The sequence below is a fragment of the Neobacillus sp. MER 74 genome, assembly GCF_023714155.1.
Genome location: NZ_JAMAUV010000004.1, coordinates 361,422 through 384,508, shown reverse-complemented (window position 1 = coordinate 384,508; position 23,087 = coordinate 361,422). Strand labels below are relative to the sequence as shown.

30 protein-coding genes are annotated in these 23,087 nt (G+C 33.2%); 11 read left to right on the top strand and 19 right to left on the bottom strand.

The window, feature by feature from the left end; all coding sequences use genetic code 11:
* Position 1 precedes the first annotated feature (1 nt).
* From M3610_RS10520 to M3610_RS10495, 6 genes are all read right to left on the bottom strand, one after another.
* Positions 2-388 (bottom strand): DUF5071 domain-containing protein, encoded by a 387-nt coding sequence (locus tag M3610_RS10520; RefSeq protein WP_251458988.1) that lies wholly within the window; start codon positions 386-388, stop codon positions 2-4.
* Positions 389-412: 24 nt separating this feature from the next.
* Entirely contained in the window at positions 413-754 is a 342-nt protein-coding gene (locus M3610_RS10515) for a hypothetical protein (protein WP_251458986.1), read from the bottom strand.
* 135 nt (positions 755-889) lie between these two features.
* Positions 890-1,948: a DUF1835 domain-containing protein gene (locus M3610_RS10510; RefSeq protein ID WP_251458984.1), complete on the bottom strand. Its 1,059-nt coding sequence runs from the start codon at positions 1,946-1,948 to the stop codon at positions 890-892.
* Between the two features lie 48 nt (positions 1,949-1,996).
* Positions 1,997-2,383: a hypothetical protein gene (locus tag M3610_RS10505; RefSeq protein ID WP_251458982.1), complete on the bottom strand. Its 387-nt coding sequence runs from the start codon at positions 2,381-2,383 to the stop codon at positions 1,997-1,999.
* A gap of 28 nt (positions 2,384-2,411) precedes the next feature.
* Positions 2,412-2,771 carry a hypothetical protein gene (locus M3610_RS10500; RefSeq protein ID WP_251458981.1) on the bottom strand — a complete coding sequence of 120 codons (360 nt, stop codon included), beginning with the start codon at positions 2,769-2,771 and terminating at the stop codon, positions 2,412-2,414.
* A gap of 14 nt (positions 2,772-2,785) precedes the next feature.
* The gene (locus tag M3610_RS10495) at positions 2,786-3,019 is read right to left on the bottom strand and encodes a hypothetical protein (RefSeq protein ID WP_251458979.1); all 234 of its coding nucleotides are present in this window, start codon (positions 3,017-3,019) and stop codon (positions 2,786-2,788) included.
* 343 nt (positions 3,020-3,362) lie between these two features.
* On the opposite strand from M3610_RS10495, the gene M3610_RS10490 reads away from it, so the two are divergent.
* Complete coding sequence (locus M3610_RS10490) at positions 3,363-4,814, top strand: DUF3888 domain-containing protein (RefSeq protein ID WP_251458977.1); 1,452 nt, start codon at positions 3,363-3,365, stop codon at positions 4,812-4,814.
* 168 nt (positions 4,815-4,982) lie between these two features.
* Here the strand turns inward: M3610_RS10490 and M3610_RS10485 are convergent, their stop codons facing one another.
* Positions 4,983-5,390, bottom strand: a complete 408-nt coding sequence (locus tag M3610_RS10485; protein WP_251458975.1) for a hypothetical protein — start codon at positions 5,388-5,390, stop codon at positions 4,983-4,985.
* A gap of 152 nt (positions 5,391-5,542) precedes the next feature.
* Between M3610_RS10485 and M3610_RS10480 the strand changes: the two genes are divergently transcribed.
* Positions 5,543-6,076 carry a tubby C-terminal domain-like protein gene (locus M3610_RS10480; RefSeq protein WP_251458973.1) on the top strand — a complete coding sequence of 178 codons (534 nt, stop codon included), beginning with the start codon at positions 5,543-5,545 and terminating at the stop codon, positions 6,074-6,076.
* Between the two features lie 130 nt (positions 6,077-6,206).
* Here M3610_RS10480 and M3610_RS10475 read toward each other — a convergent pair whose 3' ends face one another.
* The 12 genes from M3610_RS10475 to M3610_RS10420 form a co-directional block, all read right to left on the bottom strand.
* Positions 6,207-6,629 (bottom strand): hypothetical protein, encoded by a 423-nt coding sequence (locus tag M3610_RS10475; protein WP_251458971.1) that lies wholly within the window; start codon positions 6,627-6,629, stop codon positions 6,207-6,209.
* Positions 6,630-6,710: 81 nt separating this feature from the next.
* Entirely contained in the window at positions 6,711-7,658 is a 948-nt protein-coding gene (locus tag M3610_RS10470; protein ID WP_251458969.1) for a hypothetical protein, read from the bottom strand.
* A gap of 189 nt (positions 7,659-7,847) precedes the next feature.
* On the bottom strand, positions 7,848-8,885 hold the full coding sequence (locus M3610_RS10465; protein ID WP_251458967.1) for a hypothetical protein: 1,038 nt from the start codon (positions 8,883-8,885) through the stop codon (positions 7,848-7,850).
* Positions 8,870-9,445: an RNA polymerase sigma factor gene (locus tag M3610_RS10460; protein WP_251458965.1), complete on the bottom strand. Its 576-nt coding sequence runs from the start codon at positions 9,443-9,445 to the stop codon at positions 8,870-8,872. Before M3610_RS10460 ends, M3610_RS10465 begins: the two co-directional genes overlap by 16 nt.
* Before the next feature lie 254 nt (positions 9,446-9,699).
* A complete protein-coding gene (locus tag M3610_RS10455; RefSeq protein WP_251458963.1) occupies positions 9,700-10,716 on the bottom strand; it encodes a hypothetical protein in 1,017 nt (338 codons plus the stop codon).
* A 273-nt stretch (positions 10,717-10,989) separates the two neighbouring features.
* A complete protein-coding gene (locus M3610_RS10450; protein WP_251458961.1) occupies positions 10,990-13,002 on the bottom strand; it encodes a coiled-coil domain-containing protein in 2,013 nt (670 codons plus the stop codon).
* A complete protein-coding gene (locus M3610_RS10445) occupies positions 12,999-13,466 on the bottom strand; it encodes a hypothetical protein (RefSeq protein ID WP_251458959.1) in 468 nt (155 codons plus the stop codon). Before M3610_RS10445 ends, M3610_RS10450 begins: the two co-directional genes overlap by 4 nt.
* Before the next feature lie 3 nt (positions 13,467-13,469).
* Positions 13,470-14,414, bottom strand: coding sequence for a hypothetical protein (locus M3610_RS10440; protein ID WP_251458957.1), 945 nt, complete (start codon positions 14,412-14,414; stop codon positions 13,470-13,472).
* Between the two features lie 469 nt (positions 14,415-14,883).
* Complete coding sequence (locus M3610_RS10435; RefSeq protein ID WP_251458956.1) at positions 14,884-16,041, bottom strand: PDDEXK family nuclease; 1,158 nt, start codon at positions 16,039-16,041, stop codon at positions 14,884-14,886.
* Positions 16,042-16,520: 479 nt separating this feature from the next.
* Positions 16,521-16,859 (bottom strand): YolD-like family protein, encoded by a 339-nt coding sequence (locus M3610_RS10430; protein WP_251458954.1) that lies wholly within the window; start codon positions 16,857-16,859, stop codon positions 16,521-16,523.
* 305 nt (positions 16,860-17,164) lie between these two features.
* Positions 17,165-17,659 (bottom strand): GNAT family N-acetyltransferase, encoded by a 495-nt coding sequence (locus tag M3610_RS10425; protein WP_251458952.1) that lies wholly within the window; start codon positions 17,657-17,659, stop codon positions 17,165-17,167.
* A gap of 219 nt (positions 17,660-17,878) precedes the next feature.
* Complete coding sequence (locus M3610_RS10420) at positions 17,879-18,202, bottom strand: helix-turn-helix domain-containing protein (RefSeq protein WP_251458950.1); 324 nt, start codon at positions 18,200-18,202, stop codon at positions 17,879-17,881.
* Positions 18,203-18,467: 265 nt separating this feature from the next.
* On the opposite strand from M3610_RS10420, the gene M3610_RS10415 reads away from it, so the two are divergent.
* The 9 genes from M3610_RS10415 (at position 18,468) to M3610_RS10375 (ending at position 22,225) form a co-directional block, all read left to right on the top strand.
* Positions 18,468-18,812, top strand: coding sequence for a GIY-YIG nuclease family protein (locus M3610_RS10415; protein ID WP_251458948.1), 345 nt, complete (start codon positions 18,468-18,470; stop codon positions 18,810-18,812).
* A gap of 788 nt (positions 18,813-19,600) precedes the next feature.
* Positions 19,601-19,846, top strand: a complete 246-nt coding sequence (locus M3610_RS10410) for a hypothetical protein (protein WP_251458946.1) — start codon at positions 19,601-19,603, stop codon at positions 19,844-19,846.
* Positions 19,847-20,081: 235 nt separating this feature from the next.
* Entirely contained in the window at positions 20,082-20,273 is a 192-nt protein-coding gene (locus M3610_RS10405) for a hypothetical protein (protein ID WP_251458944.1), read from the top strand.
* Positions 20,254-20,703 carry a hypothetical protein gene (locus M3610_RS10400; protein WP_251458942.1) on the top strand — a complete coding sequence of 150 codons (450 nt, stop codon included), beginning with the start codon at positions 20,254-20,256 and terminating at the stop codon, positions 20,701-20,703. Before M3610_RS10405 ends, M3610_RS10400 begins: the two co-directional genes overlap by 20 nt.
* Entirely contained in the window at positions 20,678-20,968 is a 291-nt protein-coding gene (locus M3610_RS10395; RefSeq protein ID WP_251458940.1) for a hypothetical protein, read from the top strand. The genes M3610_RS10400 and M3610_RS10395 overlap by 26 nt, the downstream gene beginning before the upstream one ends.
* On the top strand, positions 20,965-21,336 hold the full coding sequence (locus M3610_RS10390; protein WP_251458938.1) for a hypothetical protein: 372 nt from the start codon (positions 20,965-20,967) through the stop codon (positions 21,334-21,336). The genes M3610_RS10395 and M3610_RS10390 overlap by 4 nt, the downstream gene beginning before the upstream one ends.
* Positions 21,329-21,508 carry a hypothetical protein gene (locus tag M3610_RS10385; RefSeq protein ID WP_251458936.1) on the top strand — a complete coding sequence of 60 codons (180 nt, stop codon included), beginning with the start codon at positions 21,329-21,331 and terminating at the stop codon, positions 21,506-21,508. The genes M3610_RS10390 and M3610_RS10385 overlap by 8 nt, the downstream gene beginning before the upstream one ends.
* Positions 21,505-21,834 (top strand): hypothetical protein, encoded by a 330-nt coding sequence (locus M3610_RS10380; RefSeq protein ID WP_251458934.1) that lies wholly within the window; start codon positions 21,505-21,507, stop codon positions 21,832-21,834. The genes M3610_RS10385 and M3610_RS10380 overlap by 4 nt, the downstream gene beginning before the upstream one ends.
* Before the next feature lie 55 nt (positions 21,835-21,889).
* Positions 21,890-22,225, top strand: a complete 336-nt coding sequence (locus M3610_RS10375) for a hypothetical protein (RefSeq protein ID WP_251458932.1) — start codon at positions 21,890-21,892, stop codon at positions 22,223-22,225.
* Positions 22,226-23,087 lie beyond the last annotated feature (862 nt).

Genomic DNA, 23,087 nt, shown 5'->3' with positions numbered 1-23,087 from the left:
ATCACAATTGTATTAATATCTCTTTCGCCTTAACATCCACTTCTTCTAATTTCTCACCTTCAGAAGGTTTTTCTGCTAATCGAATTAAGTCATTCTTTAGCATCGTTATTGGCTCAGATGGAAGTTTCTTAACCAAAACTTCCAGACACCAGAACTTCCATATGTCGTCCTCTGTTTCAAATACTTTTCTTATGTGCGGTATTATTTCATTTGGAAAATCTAACAGCAGTTCTGCTATTTTAGGAGCTATTACCCAATTCATATCCTGTATCCATTCCAGTAGTTTGGGCAATAGGGAGATTATTTCTTCACGATTAAGTTCTTTTATTTTGTCAACTGTGTCAATATCAAATTTATCTTTAGGATGTAAATGGTTTAAATGTTCCATTTATAACACCTTCTTTGAAGAGGCTTAGTCTCCCGCCGCGAATATTTGTTTACCCTGATTTAATGCATCTCCGCAAAGCAACTTTAGCTCTTTTGCAAATTTTCTTATTTTTTGATCGAGTATATCTCCTTTTCTATATTCGCTTAATAAAAAATCGCATATAGTAACCAATTCAAGTATTTCCTGCTGAGCAAATAATTTATCGCCATATGGATCTAAATTTGTAAGTAATGATAATTTTCTTCCAGTACCCTGTTCCTTCCTGAAAAGAAACTGATGTATTTTTTCATCAAACTTGACATATGTCTGGGATTTAGCAGCTTCCTTATAAGTATTTGCTATACAAAAATCAATCCCTACCGTCAATAATCTCACCTCTCATGATCTTTAGTTGCAGCTTTATGATCTACAACTCTTGCTTCTGTTATCAACCATACTTATCCTTGAGAAGGCTTCTTCATTGAGCGCCTTTATTACCGTTTCAATGATAAATTTCAATTGTTATTTGTCTGTCTGTTTTAATCTAATACTATAAAGTCTCATAGCTTCAAGACTACCTTCTGCCTCAAATGCCCCTGCTTCTATCATCTTTTTAAGGCGATATTCCAAGAAAGAATCCCCTACAAATTGGTCTAAATGCCCCAATACTTCACCGATTAATCTTGCAGCTTTTATGAATACTTTTGTCTTTGTTTTTCCATGCAATCTTTTTGCTGCCTTAACGATAAATTCATCTAAATAATCTTCAGGAACACAATGAATCCTCCCGTTTCTCCATAATCTTAAATTATCATGATTTTCCGCAAGGGATTGCCATTCTTTTTGTAACTCCTCTATATCATGGTCTGTAAAGTTTTCACCCTTCCCTTGCTCATATATTAACTGCAATTTTTCTGGTATGATTTCACCTGAGTGCAAAACAGTATATTTTACTTTTCTTTTCTGAAAAAGTTCTGTGTACTCTTTAGTAGTGTTAATAACAGAAATGCTATTATTTCTATCCTTCAATAAGTGCAAAACAAATCGTAATCCGGTCTGTTCATGAGCGCTTTCCGAAGTCCATAATGTAATTGGTACACTTTCTGGGATAGATTTTATTTCATTTAATGCCCTTTGAAAATATTCCTTATATTCATCGAGTTCACCATATTCATTAGTGCGGATTTTTTCCATCCAATCAAACCGAGCTTGTTGTCCAATTTCATCATGCAAATGCCAAATCGGACCTACAGAAAACATCTCCCAAAATGAAATAACTTTTTCCTCCTTTTGGAGACCCATATTTTTAAGGACATTCTTGAATGTCCCAGCAGCAGAAATACCAAAGAGAATATGAATCATTTTAAATGGTCCTTCTTCCTCCTTTTCAGTCTTCTCATTGGATAAAATCATTTTGTAAACCTTTCTGATATCATTTAGAAATTTTTCTTCGGAATAACCCCAATCATCTTTCTCATTTAAGAAAAATACTTTTTTTAAAATATGTAAAAGTAAAAGCTTCGCTTCGCCTTCAGGTAACTCTTTAATCACTTTATTTAATCTTTCAAATTCTATTTCCATCTCCCGCAAACCTTCTAAACTCCCCTTTTAATCACATTTTTTTATATCTTATTTGCCTATATAATGAATCTTTATGCCATTCACTTTTTTATCCATTTTATAGGTTTCTGAAGATTTATCATAAATCACCTTCAGGTTCTTGTCACTTAGCCATTCAACGGTAAATTCTTTATCAGTTCTGAACGTGTTACCTGATTCATTTTGAAATTTTTCACCTTTATTTAAAATAGAAAGCTGGGGAGAAAGTCCTGTTGTTGCACCGCAATTTCTTTCGAATATATAGGCTACATTTTCACCATTTGGAGATGGTATCTTTTGTTTTATGTCATTTCCGCACATATCTCCAAATAATGAATCCAACGCATATTTACCGGCAAAATACACGGCGATTATAACTATGATGGTGATTAAAATAGGTTTTAGCTTATTCCACATAAACACTGCCTACCTCTGTTCAACTTTATCATCCCCAACCGAAACCCAGCTTTCCTTCATTCATCATGCTTTCGTTCCATTCCAAAATTCCTTCACCCTCTTCAATGCCTTGCTCTTCCATTTCCTTTTTATAAAATTCAATCAGTTTATCGCGATTTTCACTGTCTTGCGGTAATTCTACAATAAGTGCTGTGGCGTAAGGTCCACCTTCCTCATCAATTCGTTCTGATTCATCTAGGATACCAATCACATTGACCTTGAGCGCACCCAGTTCGTAAAGTTTTTCAACAAATTTGATTGCATTAGCGGTTTCGCCAAACCGGTCACTAGCCAGAGCAGAAGGATTTTTGTTATGTCTAAGCCATTCTAATGCTTCAAATGATTCCATAAATTATTACTCCTTTAGTTGTTCTCCTTAAATACAAATGTTTCTTTCAGGTCTCTTTTAATTCCGTTTTCTTGCCAAGAAACAACAATTTCTAATTGAGATGCCTTAACCGACAAAGGAAAAACAGCAAAAACAAAATCCTGCCCTTTTTTTTCAATCATTACTGATTGTTTATTCTTTTCAAAAAGTGCAAATTTTGTTTTGGAATTTGGTTCATCCCGGAATGCCTGAACAGTTACAGAGTCCACGTTTATTCCGATATTCTTGACTTTAAAACTAAACAGATCGTAAACACCTTTTTTCGGTCTAACAGAAGTTTTATCAAGTTCAGCCTTACCAACCTCAACAAACCATTGTTTACTTGTTTGTTTCGTTGGTAAGTGATTAAACGTTTAAGCATGCGCCTGAAACGAGGGTTTTGTTTCCATAAAGCAAAGGACTATTAACACAAGCCATAATTTTTTCATTCAAACGCCCTCCTTTAGTAATATTTTTCCCAAATGTTACAAAAGAATCGCAATCATTCAATAATTTCAATTGGGGAAAAATAATAAGAGGCATCTAAGGAACTACAATGGCGGTGAGAATTTAATGAAACAGTTATCAATAATAATCCTTGTATTTTTTGGGATTATCCTTTCGGTTCAACAAGTAAAGGCAAATGCTCTAATGAAATGGGAAGATGTTGCATCTATGCAAATTTATCGTACTTCCGGAGGAACGCGTACTTTCAATGAAAACGATGGTATTGAAGCATTCGTTATTCAAAAGGTAATTGAATGGATTAACACAGCAAGACCAGTTAAAGAAAAAACAGAATTAGATGATAAAAAAACGCCGATTGCCGTAATAAAAATAAAAATGAAAAACGGGGATGTTGCAATTGTAGAACCTGCATATGACTGCCATGTTCAAAATAAAACAAAATTTTGTACGCTGGCAGATGGTGATGTCATCCTTACCCGGAATAATCAAAAGATTAGATTAAAATCGGTGCAGCTTTTTGATTGGCTTTTGGTCAAATGGAAGCATGAAAGAACAACTCCGCCTCAAGATACAAAAGAAATGATGGTCAATGATATCTTAATGCTTTTATTAAGTCCAGAAATCGATGCGGCAGTGAGCAATTACTATTCCAAATATTACAAAGAAACCCCAATGGTGTATCCTTATCAAATTGATATCGAAAAGGTTGAGAGAATTGACGGATTCCGCACCTTTCATTTTTTAATCACATTAGAAATTACACCAGTGTTTGGAGCTCATAACCCAGTAGGTAAGGACCGATTAACGTTTGAGATTGCACCAACAATACCAGGTCAAGTTAAATTAAAGAAATTTGAGCATCTCGAATCATACGAACTTCCTCCGCATTTGCAAGACTTAATTAAACAAAAAATGACTAATAGCCAAACAACTGCAACGTCACAAGAAGTCGTTCCCTTTTTACGACCGTACATAAATGAGCTCTCAGAAAATACAAATGTTCCGGTATTGTTGCCGTCCTATTGGAACGCGCAGAACAGTAAATCAAAGAAGACTTTTGTAAAGGTGAAAGCTTATGAAAATTATTATAAGATTTATTTTTTAATAACACCTTATCGAAACGATCCAGAAGTATTCCCTCCACCAGAATCAAGTCGAATCGGTGAGCTATATGGTTTTGTCGGCAGTTTGACGACTAGCGAACGACCGAGTGATTTTGTTTTTTATAAAAAGAAAGATGGAGCAAAATTGTGGATTCAACCATGGATTAGATCTGTCATTTACGCGAAGCGCGGATCTTGGTCAATGCTCTTTGATGGCGATAACGGAGACGAACCCTATCAGCAAGCAGATAATCTATTTGAAGCGATGAAGAAAACAAATTGGCTGAAAAACAAAAATATTCACGAAGGAACTATCGCTATTCATGGCACAAGACGCAATGCAGACTCAGAATTTGTTTGGCAAACAGATGATGGATTTGTTTATCATTTTCACTATAAAGGTCCCATTAAGGAATCAGTAAAAATCGTCGATAGTTTACAAATTATACATTAAGAAAAGCGTAACTTCGCACAACAAGAATTAAGCGATTAGAAGTTCTTTTAAGTAGGGCTCTGTTAAACAACAATGTTGATTTTTTAAGTAAAGAAATAGGACTTCTTGTGAAGTCCTTTTTTCTCATTCCTTCTTGAACTAACGCTACCCAGTAGTTTAATAAGGTTCTCATTCTAATTTGTTTTTTAATATGCTTAGTCGTTTAAATTTTCTATCATAACTTTGTCGTTGAAGAAGATTATCCAACCAGAATCTTGCTTTTTCTATATCCTTATTTTTAACAAATGTTTCAATTGCTTTTTTTAAATTGCTGCTATAAAAAAATTTCTCATCTATCGATAATTCAAGTCCTTGATGGTAACAATCCGAAGCTTTTCCATAGTCTTTTATTTTCGAATAAAGTGTCCCTAAAAATATATAGCCACTAGCTATTTCTTTTTTATTGAATTTTTCATTTCTAACTGCTAATTCCATTGTTTTAATAGCTTTTTCTGTAAGGAATAAATCATCATAAATAACTGCCCTATACACGTAATCATCATATTTTTTTAGTTTTATTAATGAAATAATACCCATAAAAACTCCTCTTTTTAATCGTTCCTTTATAAGAAACTTTTACATCCTTATTGCATTAACCTGCTTCGTTTGTTCAATAAGAAAATGATACTATAAATGTCTCCGACGTGTTATATAATATAAATGTGCAATTGAATGTGCTGGAGGTTGCTATGGAACAGTTTACTTATCAAGTACCTGAAAAGGTGCATATTTCAACAATAATACCAATAATAAACGAACAAGGAGAAGCTGTATTCGAAATAAGAAAACAACAACATAAATTCCTTGCCCGTATCGTCAACAACTCATTACGTGGTGGCATTCCATATAGTTATAAAATAGCTAATGCGTTTGGGAAACCACTTTATACCATAGATTGCCTGTTTCCGGGCTTTAGGTACAAATTGATTGACCATTTATCCTTACAAACCGTGCAGATAGCTTCCAATAGAGTTCAACTAATTGAAAAGGCATATCGTTTTAGATTAAATAACCACGAATATTTTTTTGAGAAAGATTATACAAGTGTTGGTTACTTAAAATGCGACAATAAACAAGTAGCTACTGTTTCGATGCCAATTAAGACAGATATTTCGTTGTTCAAAAAGTTGGAATTGGATACTATTATTATAAATTCAACCACGCAGGATTTCGCCTGTCTTGCTGCAGTTTTATATCATACGTTTTATTATTACGGTGCTTAAAAGTAATGTACAAAAATCAAATTTTTGTTCAGATAACTTGTTACCTTTTGTTTAATAACGATAATTAAAATAGGACTGCCGAAACAGCCCATTTGTTGCGAAGCTATAGCACCAGTTAGTGAAATAAGGCTTAAACTTCTTCTTGATATATCTCCGAACTTATTGGCTTTAAATTTAAAGGTATTTTAAACTCTTGAAGGTTTTCTATATGATTGAAAAACGCTTCTAAATCGTTATAATCCATCGACCATTCTACTACTTCTAACTTACTCAACACGTCGATAGGTTTAAATAAAAATTCACAGTGAAGTTGTTCCATATGGTCATACCCGTCATCCTCAATGATAGAAAACTGACGTACAAAACCGAAATGAAATAGTTCCTCTCCAGTAAAATCATAAATACCGCATTCAAATAGAATTTGCTTATCTTCTTCCCCCTCTACGGGTTCTTTACAAAATTCCTTGAATACATCCCAAACCTTTTTTATACCATCAATGTCGTCACCAATCTTATCTTTGAGGTAACTTTCAGCATTTTTAACGGTTATCATTACAACACCTCTGCTAATATTATGTAATTATTCTTATTGAACTCCGATACCCAAAATCATGTCTTATGTTATCGAGACTAATCATTGAACATCTATGTAAAGTTCTGAATCAATCATTGTCATAAAGATGCCTAAGTCGTTCCAACATTGTAATACAGCATTATTTAACTCTTCTAATTCATAAACATCATTCCAATTTGGATATTTTTTGTATAAATTTAATAGAGCTTTATCCATTAAGGTCCAACATTCTTGAAAAAAAGTATTTGAAATCAGAGTTGATACTGCCTGTTCAAATTTTCCTTCCCCATCTCCAGATATTTCCCTCATTGGTTGAAGGAAACCTAGTAGGTGAGCTGAATAATAAAACAAATAATCTGTTGATAGGCGTAAGTTATTTATTAATTTTAATGAATCTCTATCATTATTATAATCAATAATATATTCTATGACTTTCTCACTTACTGATTTTATTTGATTAAATACATTTTCATATGCACTTTCCAAAATATCAGACGTTAAAGTGTAGAAGGAACTCCTGTTAGCAAAGTATTCAGACCAGATATTATCGGAATGATCTTGAAGTAGGAATTGGAGTCTAGAGACATTAGAACCATTTAGCAAAGAGTGGGTGAAAATATTATTTGTATAAAAATTATCATGCACATGACCGAGTTCGTGCTGGATGTAATGAACAATATTTTTAACTAAACTTTCATTTTCACTATAGAGGGACGCTAAAAAAGCTTCATGCAAAAAAATTGTTTGAGAAAAATCCGTTGATTCATTGTAGGTAATGACCTTTCCAAATGCTGTGCCGTCCTCTCCGGTCCTATGACCTTGCTTTAGTTTGTTGTGAATTTCCTGAAATGCTATTATTTCTTCTGTAAAATTCGCTGGAACTATTACTTGTCTCAAAGAAACAATATTTAATGAAGATGCTAAGCTATTAATTAATTCTTCAAGTTGTGGTACAACCTGTTCTTTTTGTTCATCGGTAAATAAATTAGTGTTCAAAATAATCTCCAAGAAACATTCCCCCGTAATATATTCTATATACATTTTACCATTTCTTGTTCCACTAACCTCCAGATAGTTTAAGTACATACTTCACAATCTTAAACATAAAGAACAGCAAGTGATTTTCTCATAAAAAGGTCGTCCTTGGACGACCTTTCTAAATCCTATTCATTTTTAACAGTAAGCTAGAATAAACCATTACTTTTTGGGTGCTTGTTCAAATGTTTCTAATATTTTTTTCATTTCTTCTACGGTACATCCTTGGCTAGACACCTCGTAAATGACCCGGTTTACCTTTGTAGAAAATAAAGGATCATACGGAGCATGCTCATAAGTACGGCTGTATTGAATCCATTTCAAGCCATTGGAAATAAATTCTCCGATTTTGTGGTTTGGGTCATACTGAAAATCACCATTATAATCAACATGGTTTCCTTTAATAATCCCGTCTTGATATCCTTCAGGATATTCTTGTATCCAGATAAATTTTTCAGTGATATGGTCATCACCTGGTATTGTGACTGTCTGCCCCATGCTGCTTTCGGGTGTAGGTCGGTACTCAAGTTTTACATGATAGCGAGAACCGTCGTTACGTAAAACAATAGAGGTCCTCTTTAACTCAGGAGACTGTAGTATTCTTAAAAACGGTACTACTTTGCGGATGTTTTGATAAGCCGCCTGAACCTCCGTTAGATCATTCTTTCCGCCGAAAATAGACTTTACATCCGGTTTTTCCACTAATTTTGCCCGTTTTAGAACCTGATAATACTCGATAGTCCGCTTCCTCGCAGTACCTCCCAGTATTTCAACTGCAATATATTTATCAGGTGATTTATCCTTAATGGAATAATAGTTGGAGTCCGGAGGATATTGTGTAGTATCACCTTCCCGTAAAAACTCCCAATCCCCAATACGGGATATTGTGCCTAGTTTCGAAGCTAATTGCTCTTTGGATAACCTCTCAACTGTCGGTATATAGTAATGAGCGTCGTGAACAAGGTATTCTGAATAAGGATGAGTAGGTTGATCGCTAGTACCAAAGAGCTTAAGCCCAGCCCAGCTTGGTGTTACATTCGGAACCAACAGCAAGAAAAGAACAGTTAAAGCTACAAATATGACCGCCTGTTTCGAATTAAACCGTTTTTTCCTTTTTAAGATGCTTTCAATATCTATTTCTTCTGGAAGCTGGATTTGTCGTTGAACGTATTTCAATGTGTTTTTTAATTCTTGTTCCATGTCCATCCCTCCTTCAGAGATATATCGCCATGTGATGAAGACAGTAATTGCTTCTTAAGCTCTCCTCTGGCGTGATGAAGTCGTGATTTAACCGTTCCCTCACTTATGGTAAGGATCGAAGCGATTTCCGAGATAGATAAATCCTGCATGTAGTATAAAATGATAACGGTCTGATGTTTCAATGAAAGTTTATGAATACATTGATATAACTCCTTTTGGTTTTCCTCCTGAAGATAAATGTGTTCCGGCTGCCCATCCCTGGACTTGTCCAAAATATCCTTCCACGGATAAAAGAATCGTTTTCGCTTTGCCATTTTCCATATTACATGCAGCAAAATTTGATGAAACCAGGTTTTAAACGATGCAATTTCAGGATTAAATCGATGTATGGATTTATATGTACGAATTAGAGCTTCCTGTACCGCATCATCTGCCCCGGCTCTTTCCCTTAGAAGCATATACGCTACCTGGTATGCTGAAGGGATATAGGGTTTCAATAGTGAATTGAATGCATGATGATTCCCAGATTGAGCTTTGATAAGTTCTTCATGTTCCGTCACGTCCCAACCTCCTTTATCTACCTACTTATTCCCCCAAGAATAGTAAATGGTTCATTTTTTCGTAATTTTTTTCTAAAAAGTTCTAAAAGAAAAAGCCACCATAAGGCAGCAGTATTTTATAGTAAATTCGCTTTCACAGAAAATTTCCCTTCTTGAAGTAACCTGCCGGTTAGTTTAACAGGAAAAAATGACCGCCGCAGCGATCAGATCATCCTGAACATAAGCACCCAGTTAAATCAATAACTTCTCAAAGTTCACTTTTCTACATAGAAATTTACAACTTGCCCATTCTTACATAACCATGTTTTAGATATTATTTTATTTTTTATTTCGTAGAAGTTTATAGTTACTTCATTAACATCCTCGTCATTTATATTTATTTGTTTATTTTTGTCTGCTAAAAAATAAAATCCACTCTTATCTTTGTTATATTCAGGTTGCCGCATACTTACTGTTGGGTCTATTAAGAGTAGTGTAGTGTTTTTACTCTTCATATCTATTGTTGCGATACTGAAAATATTTTCTTTTGGGTTGTTAAAGTAACTAATTAAAATGTTGTTCCCATCTGTAGATAACGATGCACCTGTTAAGAAAAGTTCTATATTTTTTATATCTTTTACCTTCTGTCCATCTTTATTATAAATAGATAGAGTATAAGCTGGTGGTTCTGGAGGAATTCCTTTCTTGTTAGCTTGTTCGATTTTTTCATACTCTTTTTTTACCGAATTCGTTACTAAAAGCAATTGTTTCTTCTTTGGATTATAATCCATCATAAATACTGATGTGTCTTTATCCTGATTATTCCACAGTTTAATTTTTTTGTTCCTTAAATCATATATTGCCATTTGAAAGTTACGGTCATTATCACCTAACAATACTCTCATAAATAGAATTTGGTTCTTCTCATCCAATTCTAAAATATCAACATGATTAAGGTCATTAGTTAGTTGAGTAGTTTGATTATTATTTAGATTTTTTTTAAAAAGTTGTGATGTTTGATTTTTTGTTTTGTCTGTAAAATACACTTCTTTAGTTGAACGTGAATATACCGCTGTAGGATAGTCCGTTATTTTTTTCATAAATAACATTTTATTTATTTTTGTGTTTGTATTAAATCGATAAAATCTTTGATTCATTTTATTATCTACAAAGTTTATATAAAGATTTTCACCTCTAGAATCTCCACTTTTTGAATATGCAGCATAGACTATGATGTTTGTATGATTAAAAACAAAGAGGAATATAAAGATAATAACATTGATTTTCTTCATACCATACCTACCATTTCTAATCGAAAATTTGTAGGTAGCTTGCCCAGAACCTTGGTCAGCTATCCTGCCCGTTTGTTCAATAACCCAATTCAAAAAAAGATGTATAAAGCAGATACTGGATATCTTTTACCACAGCTTTTAGATATTTTGAGGTTGCTAAAACAGTAATGACAAAAAAACAAAAAGAAGTTTGGGCAGCAGAAATGATTAAATACAAAAACCAGTAACCTTTCATTCTTGGTTACTGGTTTTAATACTAAATAGCCTACCCTGTTATTTTAAAGGTTTAATAATATAATCCTCACCCAAATCTATTACATTCAGAGTTAGATTTTTTGTCATTTCCTGTATCTCTGCCGGTTCAAGGGAAGTTCCGACAATCGCCTGTCCCTTCGTTTTTGATAATACTTCAAAAAGCTGCTTTTGACTCTTCACAGCCATTTGCTGCTGACCCGGTTCATCAAAAACTATTAGACCTGGATGGTTTCCGCCATACTGCTGACTTGTCTTATAAATGGCAATCACATAAGACCAGATTAATCGGATATTATCGCTTGCAGAAGAATCGAATTTGATATCAAAACCACTTACGATAGGAGTGTATTTATCATGAGAAATTGTGATTTCACTTGTATTAATACTGGAAAAGCTAAATTCCTTTAATAAGCTTAAAAACTCTTTCTCGAAATAAGCTAGCTTCTTCTTATCCAGTTCCGAGAAGTAATCTTTCGGCAAGGCTTCCTGTCTGGTTAAATAATTTCTCCACTCTTCCTTAACTTTGTCAAAACGCTGTTCAATTTTTTCAAAAGAACCGCTAGCCTCTTGCAGCTTATTTAACAGGATTTTCAGCTCCACTAATTTTTCCAGTTCCTTCTTGGTAGGCAATTGTGGGTTTTCGCTTAACTCAGATTTATAAAGTCTTAACTCTCTTCTAGCATTATCAAGGTGTTCAGAAAGTGCATCATGCTTCGATTTCTTATTTTGAATAACTTTTTGCGATTGCTTTATACCGAAAACGAGCGTACTAATTTGTTCTTTTATAAAGGTTATATTCTCCGATAAATCTAAGGGCTGGATGCTTGTTTCCGGAGGCATAAGCGAATCTTCAACATGCTGATTGCAAGTAGGACATATACCATGAGAAAGGCTAGAATCCACCTTTGAACCTAATTTATACAATTTTTCAGCTTCTTGATTTCGTTTCAAATCCATTTCTAAATTTTTTAGGTTTTCAATCATAGAACCCTGATTGTTTCTTTCTAAGTGTAAATCCTGCCTGATGGAGTTTATTTCACTCTGTAATTGTAAAACAAGCAGTTCCTGCTCTTTTACTTTCTTTTCGTACTCTGAGGTAACATTTGATATTTTAACAATATTATAGTTCTCTCTTTCTTTTATCGAACGCTCTAATTGAAATATACGATCAACAATGGATACAAGTATTTTATTATCATCATACACATTAAGCGTCAGCTCATCTAACAGTGATGGCTTTTCAGGAAGGCTCGGAACCTCCGCATGAATACTGACAGCTAGTTCTTCTATATCTTGTTTCAAAGTGGACCATTTATTTGAAAGTAAAGCCTTCAGTATTTTTAATTCTTCCCGCTCTTTCGTATTCTTGGTAACATCCATGTTCAATAAAAATTCAAATGCCCGTTTGGATAAATCTCTAATACCAAAACTTCCAGATATAGGGGAATAAAAACTGCTCCACCCTTTATTCTGCTCGACAAAAAATAAAGGGAAAAGAGTCTGAATATATAAAATCCTGTCCTTTCCTTCAAATGTAGGGACTTCAGGCAATGCCCATTCTAAAAAGCTAGCTAAAAAGGCATGAAATCCTGCTTTCTCCGTTGCCGAACCACTCATGTGGACATAAAAATCTTTGAAATTCACTTTATCATCTTTTGAGAGCTGGGCTCCGAAATGAACCCTTATTAATTTCTCATCAATGGTAGATGACTTTATCCATCTGGTCAGTGTTATAATATTCCCTCTTTTATTGGAAATCTCTAGCTGCACTTTCGATTCTAAAATGGGGACTTCCTCTTCCTTATATGACAACTTCTCTTTCAGTACGGGCTTCATCGTTTTTGCATTTCTTCCGCCCAGCATTTCTTCGATGCCCAATACATAAAGTATGGAATTTAAAGTAGAACTTTTCCCTTTGGTATTTTTGGCTCTTAATATATTAAATCCCGACTGGAATGGAATATCGGTCCCAAATACTCCTTCAGCCGTATCAATTGTTATTTTTAGGTGATTCAATTTTATTCGGTTCATGAGGAGTACCTCTCTTTAAATAGTTGCAAAATATACGCATCAGACAGACTTTTTTTAATTGTTGTTAAAAATTTTTTCTCTTCTAAGAATACATCTTCTTTCAATATACTTTGTGCGAAAACTTCCCCTTTTTCAGTTAATGCGAATTTACCAGTGGTATCATTGAATATAAAAACTCCCATTGCTACTCCGTAATTCAGCGCTCTATTTAAAAAGGGGTCAAAGCGGATAACTGGAAAATTACCCGTTTCCTTAAATTTCAGCAATCTTTCATAGCGCCCCTGATTCTGCAAGCCCCAATTAAATAATTGCAGCTTTAACAGCGATGCTGTCTGCTTCGTAGATGAAAGATGCAGGATAAGGATTATCTGTGAAATTCGGTACATCGGTCGCAGTTCAGGGGAAATGGGCACTTTTTTTCTGCTGAATCTAATTTCTTTTATTTCATCGAATGGCAAGTCCATTTTTTAACCTCCAAAATCCAGCGGGCAGTCAATGAGCCAGCTCGCGATTGCCTCATGGCATAAATCATTGTACACAGAGAATTCAAAAATATCATGGAATCTTTCCCCCGTGAGCGCCGCTCTATACTTGTCCATGGTTTCGTCCAACAACTCTTTTGGAGCTAAATCCGTCAGCAATACCTCTTCTTCCAGGTGACTTGCAATGGAACTTTTAATCCTAACTTGTTTCTCGTATGCTGAACTATATGTCTGTTTCATATAATTTAGAATTTCCTGTCCCTTTATATAGTTACGCACCTGTAAATCAATATATTTGTTTGTTTTTTTCTCCTTAATTACTTGGTCTAAATGGTTAAAGAGATTCCCGATTTTCCTGTCTAAGATTGCAATCGAAGAAGTCTGGCACTGTTTCCAGTTAATAATTTCTTCTTCATCCGGAACTGGTACCTCAATATTAATCTTTTCATTTAGGATCCGCTTTGCCTGGATAATTTCTTTCCCGTAAAACAGCTCATCATGGGCAAGAACATCAAATTCGTCATCTAGTAAATCTTTCATAGCTTCATCATTACGGTATTCAACGGCTTTTTCATGACAATGAGAAATAAGCGCTTTATTAGTAATTTTGGGAGTAAGAAAAATCCATTTTTTTATTTTGACCTCTTGAAAGAACTTCAATAATTGAGGCTTATATTTTTTAAGTTTTTGCAGGTCCGTTGTCACTTTATCTCTTTGATGAGTATACAGTTTAGCAGAGTCATATTCATCATCCGGACAGTAACACTGAAAAACAATTCCACTCCTTGTAAAACCCTCTATACCTAAGTCGCCATTTGTATGCGCAGTCATCTCCTGATAACCATCGGTTTCGTATTTCATTTTTAATAAGGTTTGACAGTGTTCTTCCCAACTGTCCCCATTGTATGTACCAAAAGGTGTTTTGAGCATATATACCCTCCGTACTTTAAATAAGTAGATGTACTGATTATAATGGTACCATGTTTTTTGCATTTTTAGTTAGCGTTCATCAACTTTCTACTTATTTTTTGGAAAAATATATATTTTTTAGATTAATATAATATCCTTGTTTGGAACCAATTTCTCGAAAGTAATAATTTTCATTTAAAATCCAACTTAGAATTTACATTAATACCCACAATATCCTCAATTTTTATCTTCATCATAAAACCATCCTTTATTATTCTACATAAAAAAATGCAGTATATTTTGGTTACGGGTTCCGTTTCCTATCACAAAACGTGAATTTGCACCGTATTTGCGGTGCTTTTTGTTTATGAAAAATAAAATAGCCCAGTTCCTTATGGAACTAAGCTATCCCTGTATTTATTTTGGAATTTATTTAACTAAGCACCCGTAATATGAACAAGACCCCCTTTTATAATCCTTAATTTTTACTTTAACCCAATCCCAACTCTTTTAATTTCTTTTTTAATACTGGTTTCGTAATCGTATCCTGGTAATGCCATTCTAATAATGTGATGCCATTCATCTTGCAAAGATGCCTCTTCTTTTCATCTAGCTTTTTTCTTTTCTCTAAACCTTCTTCTCCACCAAAAAAACCAACTTGTTCATAATGTTGAATCCCTTGATACTCAATTCCTAATTTTAATGAGGGCACATAAATGTCTAAGTTTTGAGGTGCTAACCATAAGGGCATATGTTGAAATAAAGTATCGGGATACTCTGAATAAACCAAGTCGAATAATTGTTTTTCAGACTTCCACTTAACTGGTGCTTCGTTTTTAGCCACCAACTCACTATAAATTTTTTCGAATTCATCTTTATGATTAAGTTCTATCTTTCCAAGCTCTTTCTTCTTTATAAAATACTCTTTATTCCGTTCATATAGAGATTGCATGGTTTCCATTAAAAACTTTCTTAAAGTGTATGCAAATACAAATTCGTCTTTAAAATCCTTCCGAATCATGATTTCGTCAATAATCTCTCTCGTTTGTTTAATTTCATAGGGGTCGTTATCTCTTCTGCTCATATTCCCATAAAAATGAGTTAATGGGTTAGGTCTAGGGAAACAAATTCGTTGATCTTTAAAGGAACATAAATCTGCAATAAACAAAATGTCCACTCCAAAAATCCTGTAAGCAGCCATGTCATTTCCCATACCGGATCCTCGTAAGGAATGATAAAATAAATAAGCTTCTTTTACCTGTTTCTTTTTAAAAATCGCCATAGTGTTAATGGAAGGGTCATCTTCATACACGTTCGGGAGGATAATGGTCTTATACGCTCTTTTAGCTAACTCTTTTGCTAAATAATATCTCTTTGTGGGAGCATAACTGAAAAAGAAGATGAATTCGTCATTCGAGCTTTGTTCTGAGATTGTCTTCACAATAGGTGTTAACACTTTAGGTATATTAAGTTCTTTTAAACTTCTAATTTTCATCTCAATTTTTTCTTCAATTACTCTTTCCTCAGAATAGGGAAGCCAGAGGAATTTCTCATATCCCTTATTAATGAATTCAAACCTTAAATTATCAAACGTAGGTCTGTTTTTATTATTCTTGTAAAACTCCTTTATGTAATCATCAAATTTCATTATTACACCTCAAAATAATTGACCTTTTTTTCGTCTAATATTACTATTGTATAAACCTTCAGAACAACGATAAAATGTCTTTATGTTTAGCCTCCTAACCAAATAGTATAAGCATTCTAATAGACAACTATTAACCTTCCAAAGATATCTACTTACAGAAGAAGAGATTATCGGACAGCTAATTATTGGATTTTATTTCCTAATTTTCGAAAAAATCTCTTTTATATAAACTGGTTCAATTTCTACTAATCAACTATAATCACAAGCGTATTATTCTGTAATCTCTAATGAATAAACAAATGAAAAGCATCACTCAATTTAATCCGGAACAACATCTCAACAATTTTATTTTTATGATTACTAATTCCTCTCTTAGATCTTCGTTGCAAAATAAAGATCTCTAGGTAATTAAAGAGTTATTCCTAAATCTGCCCATTAGCTGAAGAAGGTTATCCATAATTTTAGAAATTTGAACACATTCAATCAACAACAGACAAATCTATAACATCCCTGAAATCAATCCTTTGAAACTCCCCTCTTTGAAGTTCAATCCTTAGTTGGTACGATATTGGATCTAGATAATGGATGCGACCAGTTATTTCGCAAGTAAAACCGTCAGACCATATCGTTACTTTTACCGGTAGGTTATGCTCCATCGCATAACAGAGACGTTGGTCAAATTCCTCCTTCTCATATTCATCAATGATTGGCTTATTCATACGTTCCTGGTCGATCCAAAGATTTCGATGAGCCTTTATCAATTCAGGCATCCCAAACGCAAACTGCCATTTCTTTTTACCACGGTCCCGTATAGCCATTTTATTCACCTCTACATCATTATATACGAACATATGTTCTGTGTGAAACAAAAATAATAAGGACCATTTTAGTTGCAAAAATTCAGGTTCTTCAAGTAAATCACCCGTTTGTTTAAATGTAATCCCTCACATTCTTTTTCAATCAGAACCAGGTCATGCCTTCATTATAGTGTCAAATAGGTCGAAAATTTTTGATAAAACTCATTGACCCAAGAAAAAATGGATATAAGCATTTCGTGATAGAAGCAATATCATGGGATTAAGCATGCCCTTCTCAATCGAGAGGGGCTCATAACAATTCTATGTCAATTTTTTATTTCTTTGTCCTCAAATTTTTTGTAAAAAGAAATTAATTGTTCTTTATTTAAAGCATTTTCTTTTATATCTTTTATAAAATTATCTGCATTAGGGTTAGGGTAAACCTTTATTTTAGTAAGCCCTTCTTCTTTTGCATATTGGACAAGTTTATTCATATAGTAAGTGGCAATTCCCTTTTTACGCAATCCATCTTTATGAACGTACAATTGTTCTAATCGTATATACGGTATTTCTTTTCGTAAGCTTTGCATTTTTGTACCAGCTTTGAAAAAGTCCATTGAAAAAACAGGCTCAATTGGGACCTGATCCTCTTTTTTAACTAGACAAAATTTAAAGCTGTTTTCATTGCAATAATAGTCTTCTTCATCGGTTCCTGGAATGTTTTTATCGTTTGTTTTTAATATTAAATTTTCCCTTTTTATACCTTCAATTTCCGGTATACCAAATCTATTTATTATTACCTTTTCTGCTTCTGATTTCATTTGATCAGTCCTTGCTTAAATAAAAAATTTATTTATTTTTTCGCAACTTACTTATTAATGTGCTCAAACTATAGTAACCGGTTAATATTTAGAAAATTCCCAAGGCTAAATAACCATTGATTAAGAATGAATTAATGGTCTTAGATGTTTTCTTATTTGGAAAATGCTTTAATCAATTTTCTTTCCCTAACATTGTATGTTGCTGTAAATAGCAATAAATTAAGGTTTATTTTTTAATTTTTGTTTTTCCTGGTCGAAAACCTGTAGCATATCTACAACTTTTCTAACTTCCTGTTTGGTTAATTTTTTTGCTTGCCATAATAGCTCCATTAATTCTATTTCGAGTTCATTTTCAGATATTAAATCTTCAATCCTTATTTCCAAACATTCCGTAAGTTTTAATAATTTTTGAATTGTAGGAGATTGTCCATTTTTTTCAATCCTATCAATAGATGACTTACTAATACCACTTTTAGCTGCTAAATCCTCAATCGTAATACCTTTTTGTTTTCTTATAAATTGCAACTTTCCTCCAAGATCCATATTGGGTAACAACCTTTCTTTCCAAAAATGCCCATATCATTTTATTCCCATATACGGGGTTAAAATACATATTTTTTCCCGTATATGGGAAAAATATATTGATTTCGTTTATTTCTGCTAATATAATTAACTTAAACGTCCAAAAGATTAGGAACGAGACAATAATTTTAATGTTTTATTTTAATGTTTTATTTGAATTTCTTCATTTCAACATGGTCCTGCTTCTTTGTACCTTTTTGATTATTCATGAGTAGGAGATGGTTAAATGAAAAATAATTGTTGGCATATCGACAATATCTCAAGCAAGAAACTACCATGTAAACCCGGTATCTATTTATTACACGATGAAGACTCCGGTGTGGTTTATGTAGGTGGGACAAAAAATATAAGGAGTCGGATTTCAACTCATAGAAGCCTTTTAAGAAAAAAAAAACACACTAATGAACAATTGCAAAAGGCTTATGATGACGGTGAATTAACCGTCAACGTATTGGTAGTATTATCTGCTCAAGAGAAATCTGAAAAAATACGGGAAATTGAAGGCTATTTTATTCGTTCAATTCCAGCTTTATTTGCTACTGATTCTATTAATTTGAGATATAGCGAATGATCAAGAAATACCATTGTTTAATAAATTATTCTAAAAGATAAAACGAAATCACAAGATTTCGTTTTTTAAATCTCACACTTTATTTTTATTATATTTTTACAAATAATTTAACTCAACCATTATTGGTTTTAAAAAGTAAAACTACCTCAAATGTCCTACTATTTGAAATGATTCAAAAGGTTTTTCTACAATTAATTACATTTTTCCACATAGAAGGTTCCCAATTGGTTATATAAATTCATATGTTTTTAAAATACATAAATATAAATAAATAATTTCACTATAAATTTTTTTATAAAAAACATATGTTTTTATAATAGTTTGGCTCAATTCATTTAGCTTGATAATACGTCTATATCAAGGTTTATGTCGATTTATTTCACTACAAAAGAACATTCGCTCTTATTATAATGGTATAAAGTTAGAAAAAATAATCTGATTTCCCTACTATAAAATAATTGGAGGTGAACGCAATAAAGGGGTTTATAAATTATCAGAACATGGCAGGTTTACACAAAATCCTTGTGAATAGAAAAAACAAAATTCAAACTGAAAGTCATCGGGTCAATAGAAGAATTACTGAATTGCTTTGTTTGCTTGACAGAAAAATTGAAAACAAACACAAGTAGAGGTCCAATATGAATGAATTCAAAGGTTAATCTAATTAGAAATTTACTGTAACCCATAGATTTATTTCTTAAATATTGATGTCAAGAAAATTACAAAATTTTGCTGTATTTACACATTCTTTTATCTGAATAATTCTGTTCACAGGAGTAATTCTTAAAATGAAGAAACTAAAAGTTTTTGGTGATGGACCACCATTTGAAGGAACTCCAAAGCAAATAAGACGTTATGTTGAGGATTTATTTGAAGAAGATTTTGGATTCAAAATATACCTTCAAGAATATGTAGATAATTTTGAATTCCATCTTTTATTGAGAATTGCAAATAAATCATGGTTAAATGACGAACAACAAAGAGTGATTGACAGTATATACTGTTACCTTACAAATCCAGCTAATCAATCATAAATAAAAAACACACTGATAATCTTGCGAACGCTTTAGGTATCCACTTAATTTATCAAAATGTAAAAAACTAATCCAAATATCTTAAAAATAGATATGTTATACATGATCGAATGAAACAAAATTCCAAACAAGACTTAGAAGAAATTTCAAATAAGGATTAGACGAATACGCAAGACTTTTGAACCTTGTCCGAGCAAGGACTGGAAGAAATACTTTGGTTAAGTGAGGGAAGAAAATGAGCGATGAAAAGGGTAAAGACATTAAAGGAATCGCTGATGCCTATGAAATTTTAATCAAAAATGGTCATGTTAGCAGAGAATTTGTTCTTGATTTATTATCCGGAAAAATCGAATGGGATAAAAGGCTAAAGGATAGACATTCAAAACAGAACGGGGACGTTCATGATAGTGAAAATGGAACAAAATGAATTGCGTTGTGCTATTGTTGCTTTGTCGTTTCTGGTACAAGACAGATGGGATATTGTTGATTTATCAAATGCTCTAATAAAAATAGACCCAAATTTCCAAAAGGATATTCACCCAATTATATGGCGTATGTTCAGTAAAGATAAGCTAAGCATGGACGATGTTGCTTCACTTTATATGAAATTGGGGTTGGAATATATTTGGCAGGTGACAGCCGACAATGGTCAATCAATAGCAAGAATGATAGAGCTTAACAACAATGAACAAATCCTCAAACATACAAAGGTTTGGATTGCAACTTTATTAAGAAACGGTCTTGAAGAAGAAAAGATTAAGTCAATATTAGAATCACAATATTTTGCTGACCCATCTGGTTTAATCGAAGAAGTAAAGAAGGAGGACGTAAATGGAGAAAATCAAACTGATCAATGAATTGGAAAAGGTTTTAGTTCATTTAATTGTTTTTAAGGAAACAAAAGATACCGGGTGGGTCGAACACGCCTACAACATGCTTACCGATTTAGTCGAGGAGTTGAATGGTGATAAACCAATAACTGATGCAGTTAACATCTATCTCTCTCAACGTGAAAGGCTAATTATTGATTATATAAAAAGTAATAATCCGGAAACACTCGAAGCGATAAGGGAAATAGATAAGTATGCCCTTGACCAATTTGAAAAAGGAGGACAAAAATGAGCGATGAAATACAAAAGCGTATTGATGAACATAAACGTTCCATTAACAGCAAACTATCGAAGGAAGAAAAGTTAAAGATTGTTGCTGATGATAAACAGTTGCTTGAACACATCACCAATCAGGAACTGGAAGCAAGGTCAAAATTGCAGGATTCTGAATGGATAGTAGTACCCGAAGGCATGAGCATAAAGGATTTTTACAGATTGAAATTGAGTATAGAAAATGCAAAAGACTCCCTTGGAATGTCAGGAAACCTTGTAAGTGAAGAACAAGAGCAATTGGTGCGAGACAGGCTTTCCGGAAAGCTTTCAGAAGAAGAGTTTTTCAAAAAAGCATTGGAATTGGCAAAGGGGGAAGAAAATGTATAAAGAAGAACTTATCCAGCGATTGAAACGCATTAAGTATCTAATGTTTGATGCTGAAAATCTCCATGATAGAGCTGCTTTAGGAGAAGCTAATGATGAAATGGATAAGCTTTTGAAAGACTTTGGCGTAGATGTTCCTTCCCCACTCCCAAGAGGCTGGTGGAAAAGTGAATGAGTGATAAAAATATTAAAGATATAATCCAAAAAAATAGGAAATTGCGAAAGGAAAAAAGGCGACAATCAAAGCAAAGAACACGAGAATTTCAGCAGAAATTGAAGGAGTTTATATTCGAAGAATTACCAGAAGAAAAAAATGAAGATGAAAATATTATTAAAGACTTTATTACAATTTTGTTTTACTGCACTTTTATGCTTTCAACAGTCGGTATAATTAAGGAAGGTATACAAGAACCATTCAATTCACTTGCTTTTACTTGCGCAGTTCTTTCCGGAATAATATTGCTTATTTTAAACATAAAAAATGAGGAAGCTAACGGTTAAATAAACAATCTGACTTATTTTTCAATAGTTTAATATTATACTATGGAGGAACCATATGAAGACCGAATCTCAGAAGTATTCTCACCAATTACTTTCAACTGAAAGAAAAAGTGTTCAGGGCTTAGAAAAGTGTTTTATAAAAGGGTACTCCCTTCCGATTCATTCGGATGATCATTACTTATTGTGGAATGCTGAATTTGATTTGGGCTACGGGGATATTTCACCAGAATGCTTACGAGTCGAGATAGGTTATTTTAATAGAAAACCTTACAACGACGGGAAATTTATCACTCCTCCACCGGAATTGTACGAAGAAATTCAAAAGATTAACAACTTGATGAATAAACGGTATTTAAACTTTAAAAAAGGCTCACGAATTTTAAAAAAATAATGTTCCAATAAAGGACCTTTTGTGAAGGTCCTTTATTTTGTTGTTATTGAACAAACGCTACCCGTTAGCCATCCATGCAGCGGTGCTGCACCACAAAGGATGGAATTTATATTCGTTCTTCCATGGTAGTTGCATAAGAATTTAAAGTATATAACCGTTTTCAAAAGACAGATATATTAAATTTACCGTTTTTCTTTCTTCTCTCCAACAATAAAATAATATATTAACCAAATTACAATCAAGAAACAAAGTAAAGCTGAAACATAATCTTTAGAATTGTAATTAAGTATTGTTACAATAATCATTATAACTAGGGGTATCAAGCGTGAAAAAATTTTTTCCATGAATATTTTCCTTTCCTTACCTGAAGCATGCGTTAGGTTAGTTGCATTTGGTTAATACTTTTAAAAATATTTTGTGGAACCTATGTATACAGTAAAAATCGCAACTGCAAAGCTTGCTACTGCCACAATGTTTGCTTTCTTATCATTAAAACTTAAACATAATATTCCATTTAAAATGAGCACACTCGTTTGAAGTACATGAAAAATAATCTCACTTTGCTTTGATTCATTCAGCCAATTATACAGACATGAAATCAGCGTAGCAATAGGGTTAATAATAATAAAAAATAATAAAAACTTTTTTTCATGTTGATTTTATCCCTTGGATTGTAAATTGCAGTTAATTATACACTGCAAATCCACTACTGTAATTTGGGGGATTCTGCCTTTTCCACATGATTTTCGACTAATCCTTATTGTGCTAAAATGCATAGTTAGCTCAACAAGAAAAAAGACCGCCACAGCGATCATCAACTTTAGCTAATGCCCCCATTTTTAAGTACATTCTTCACAATCTT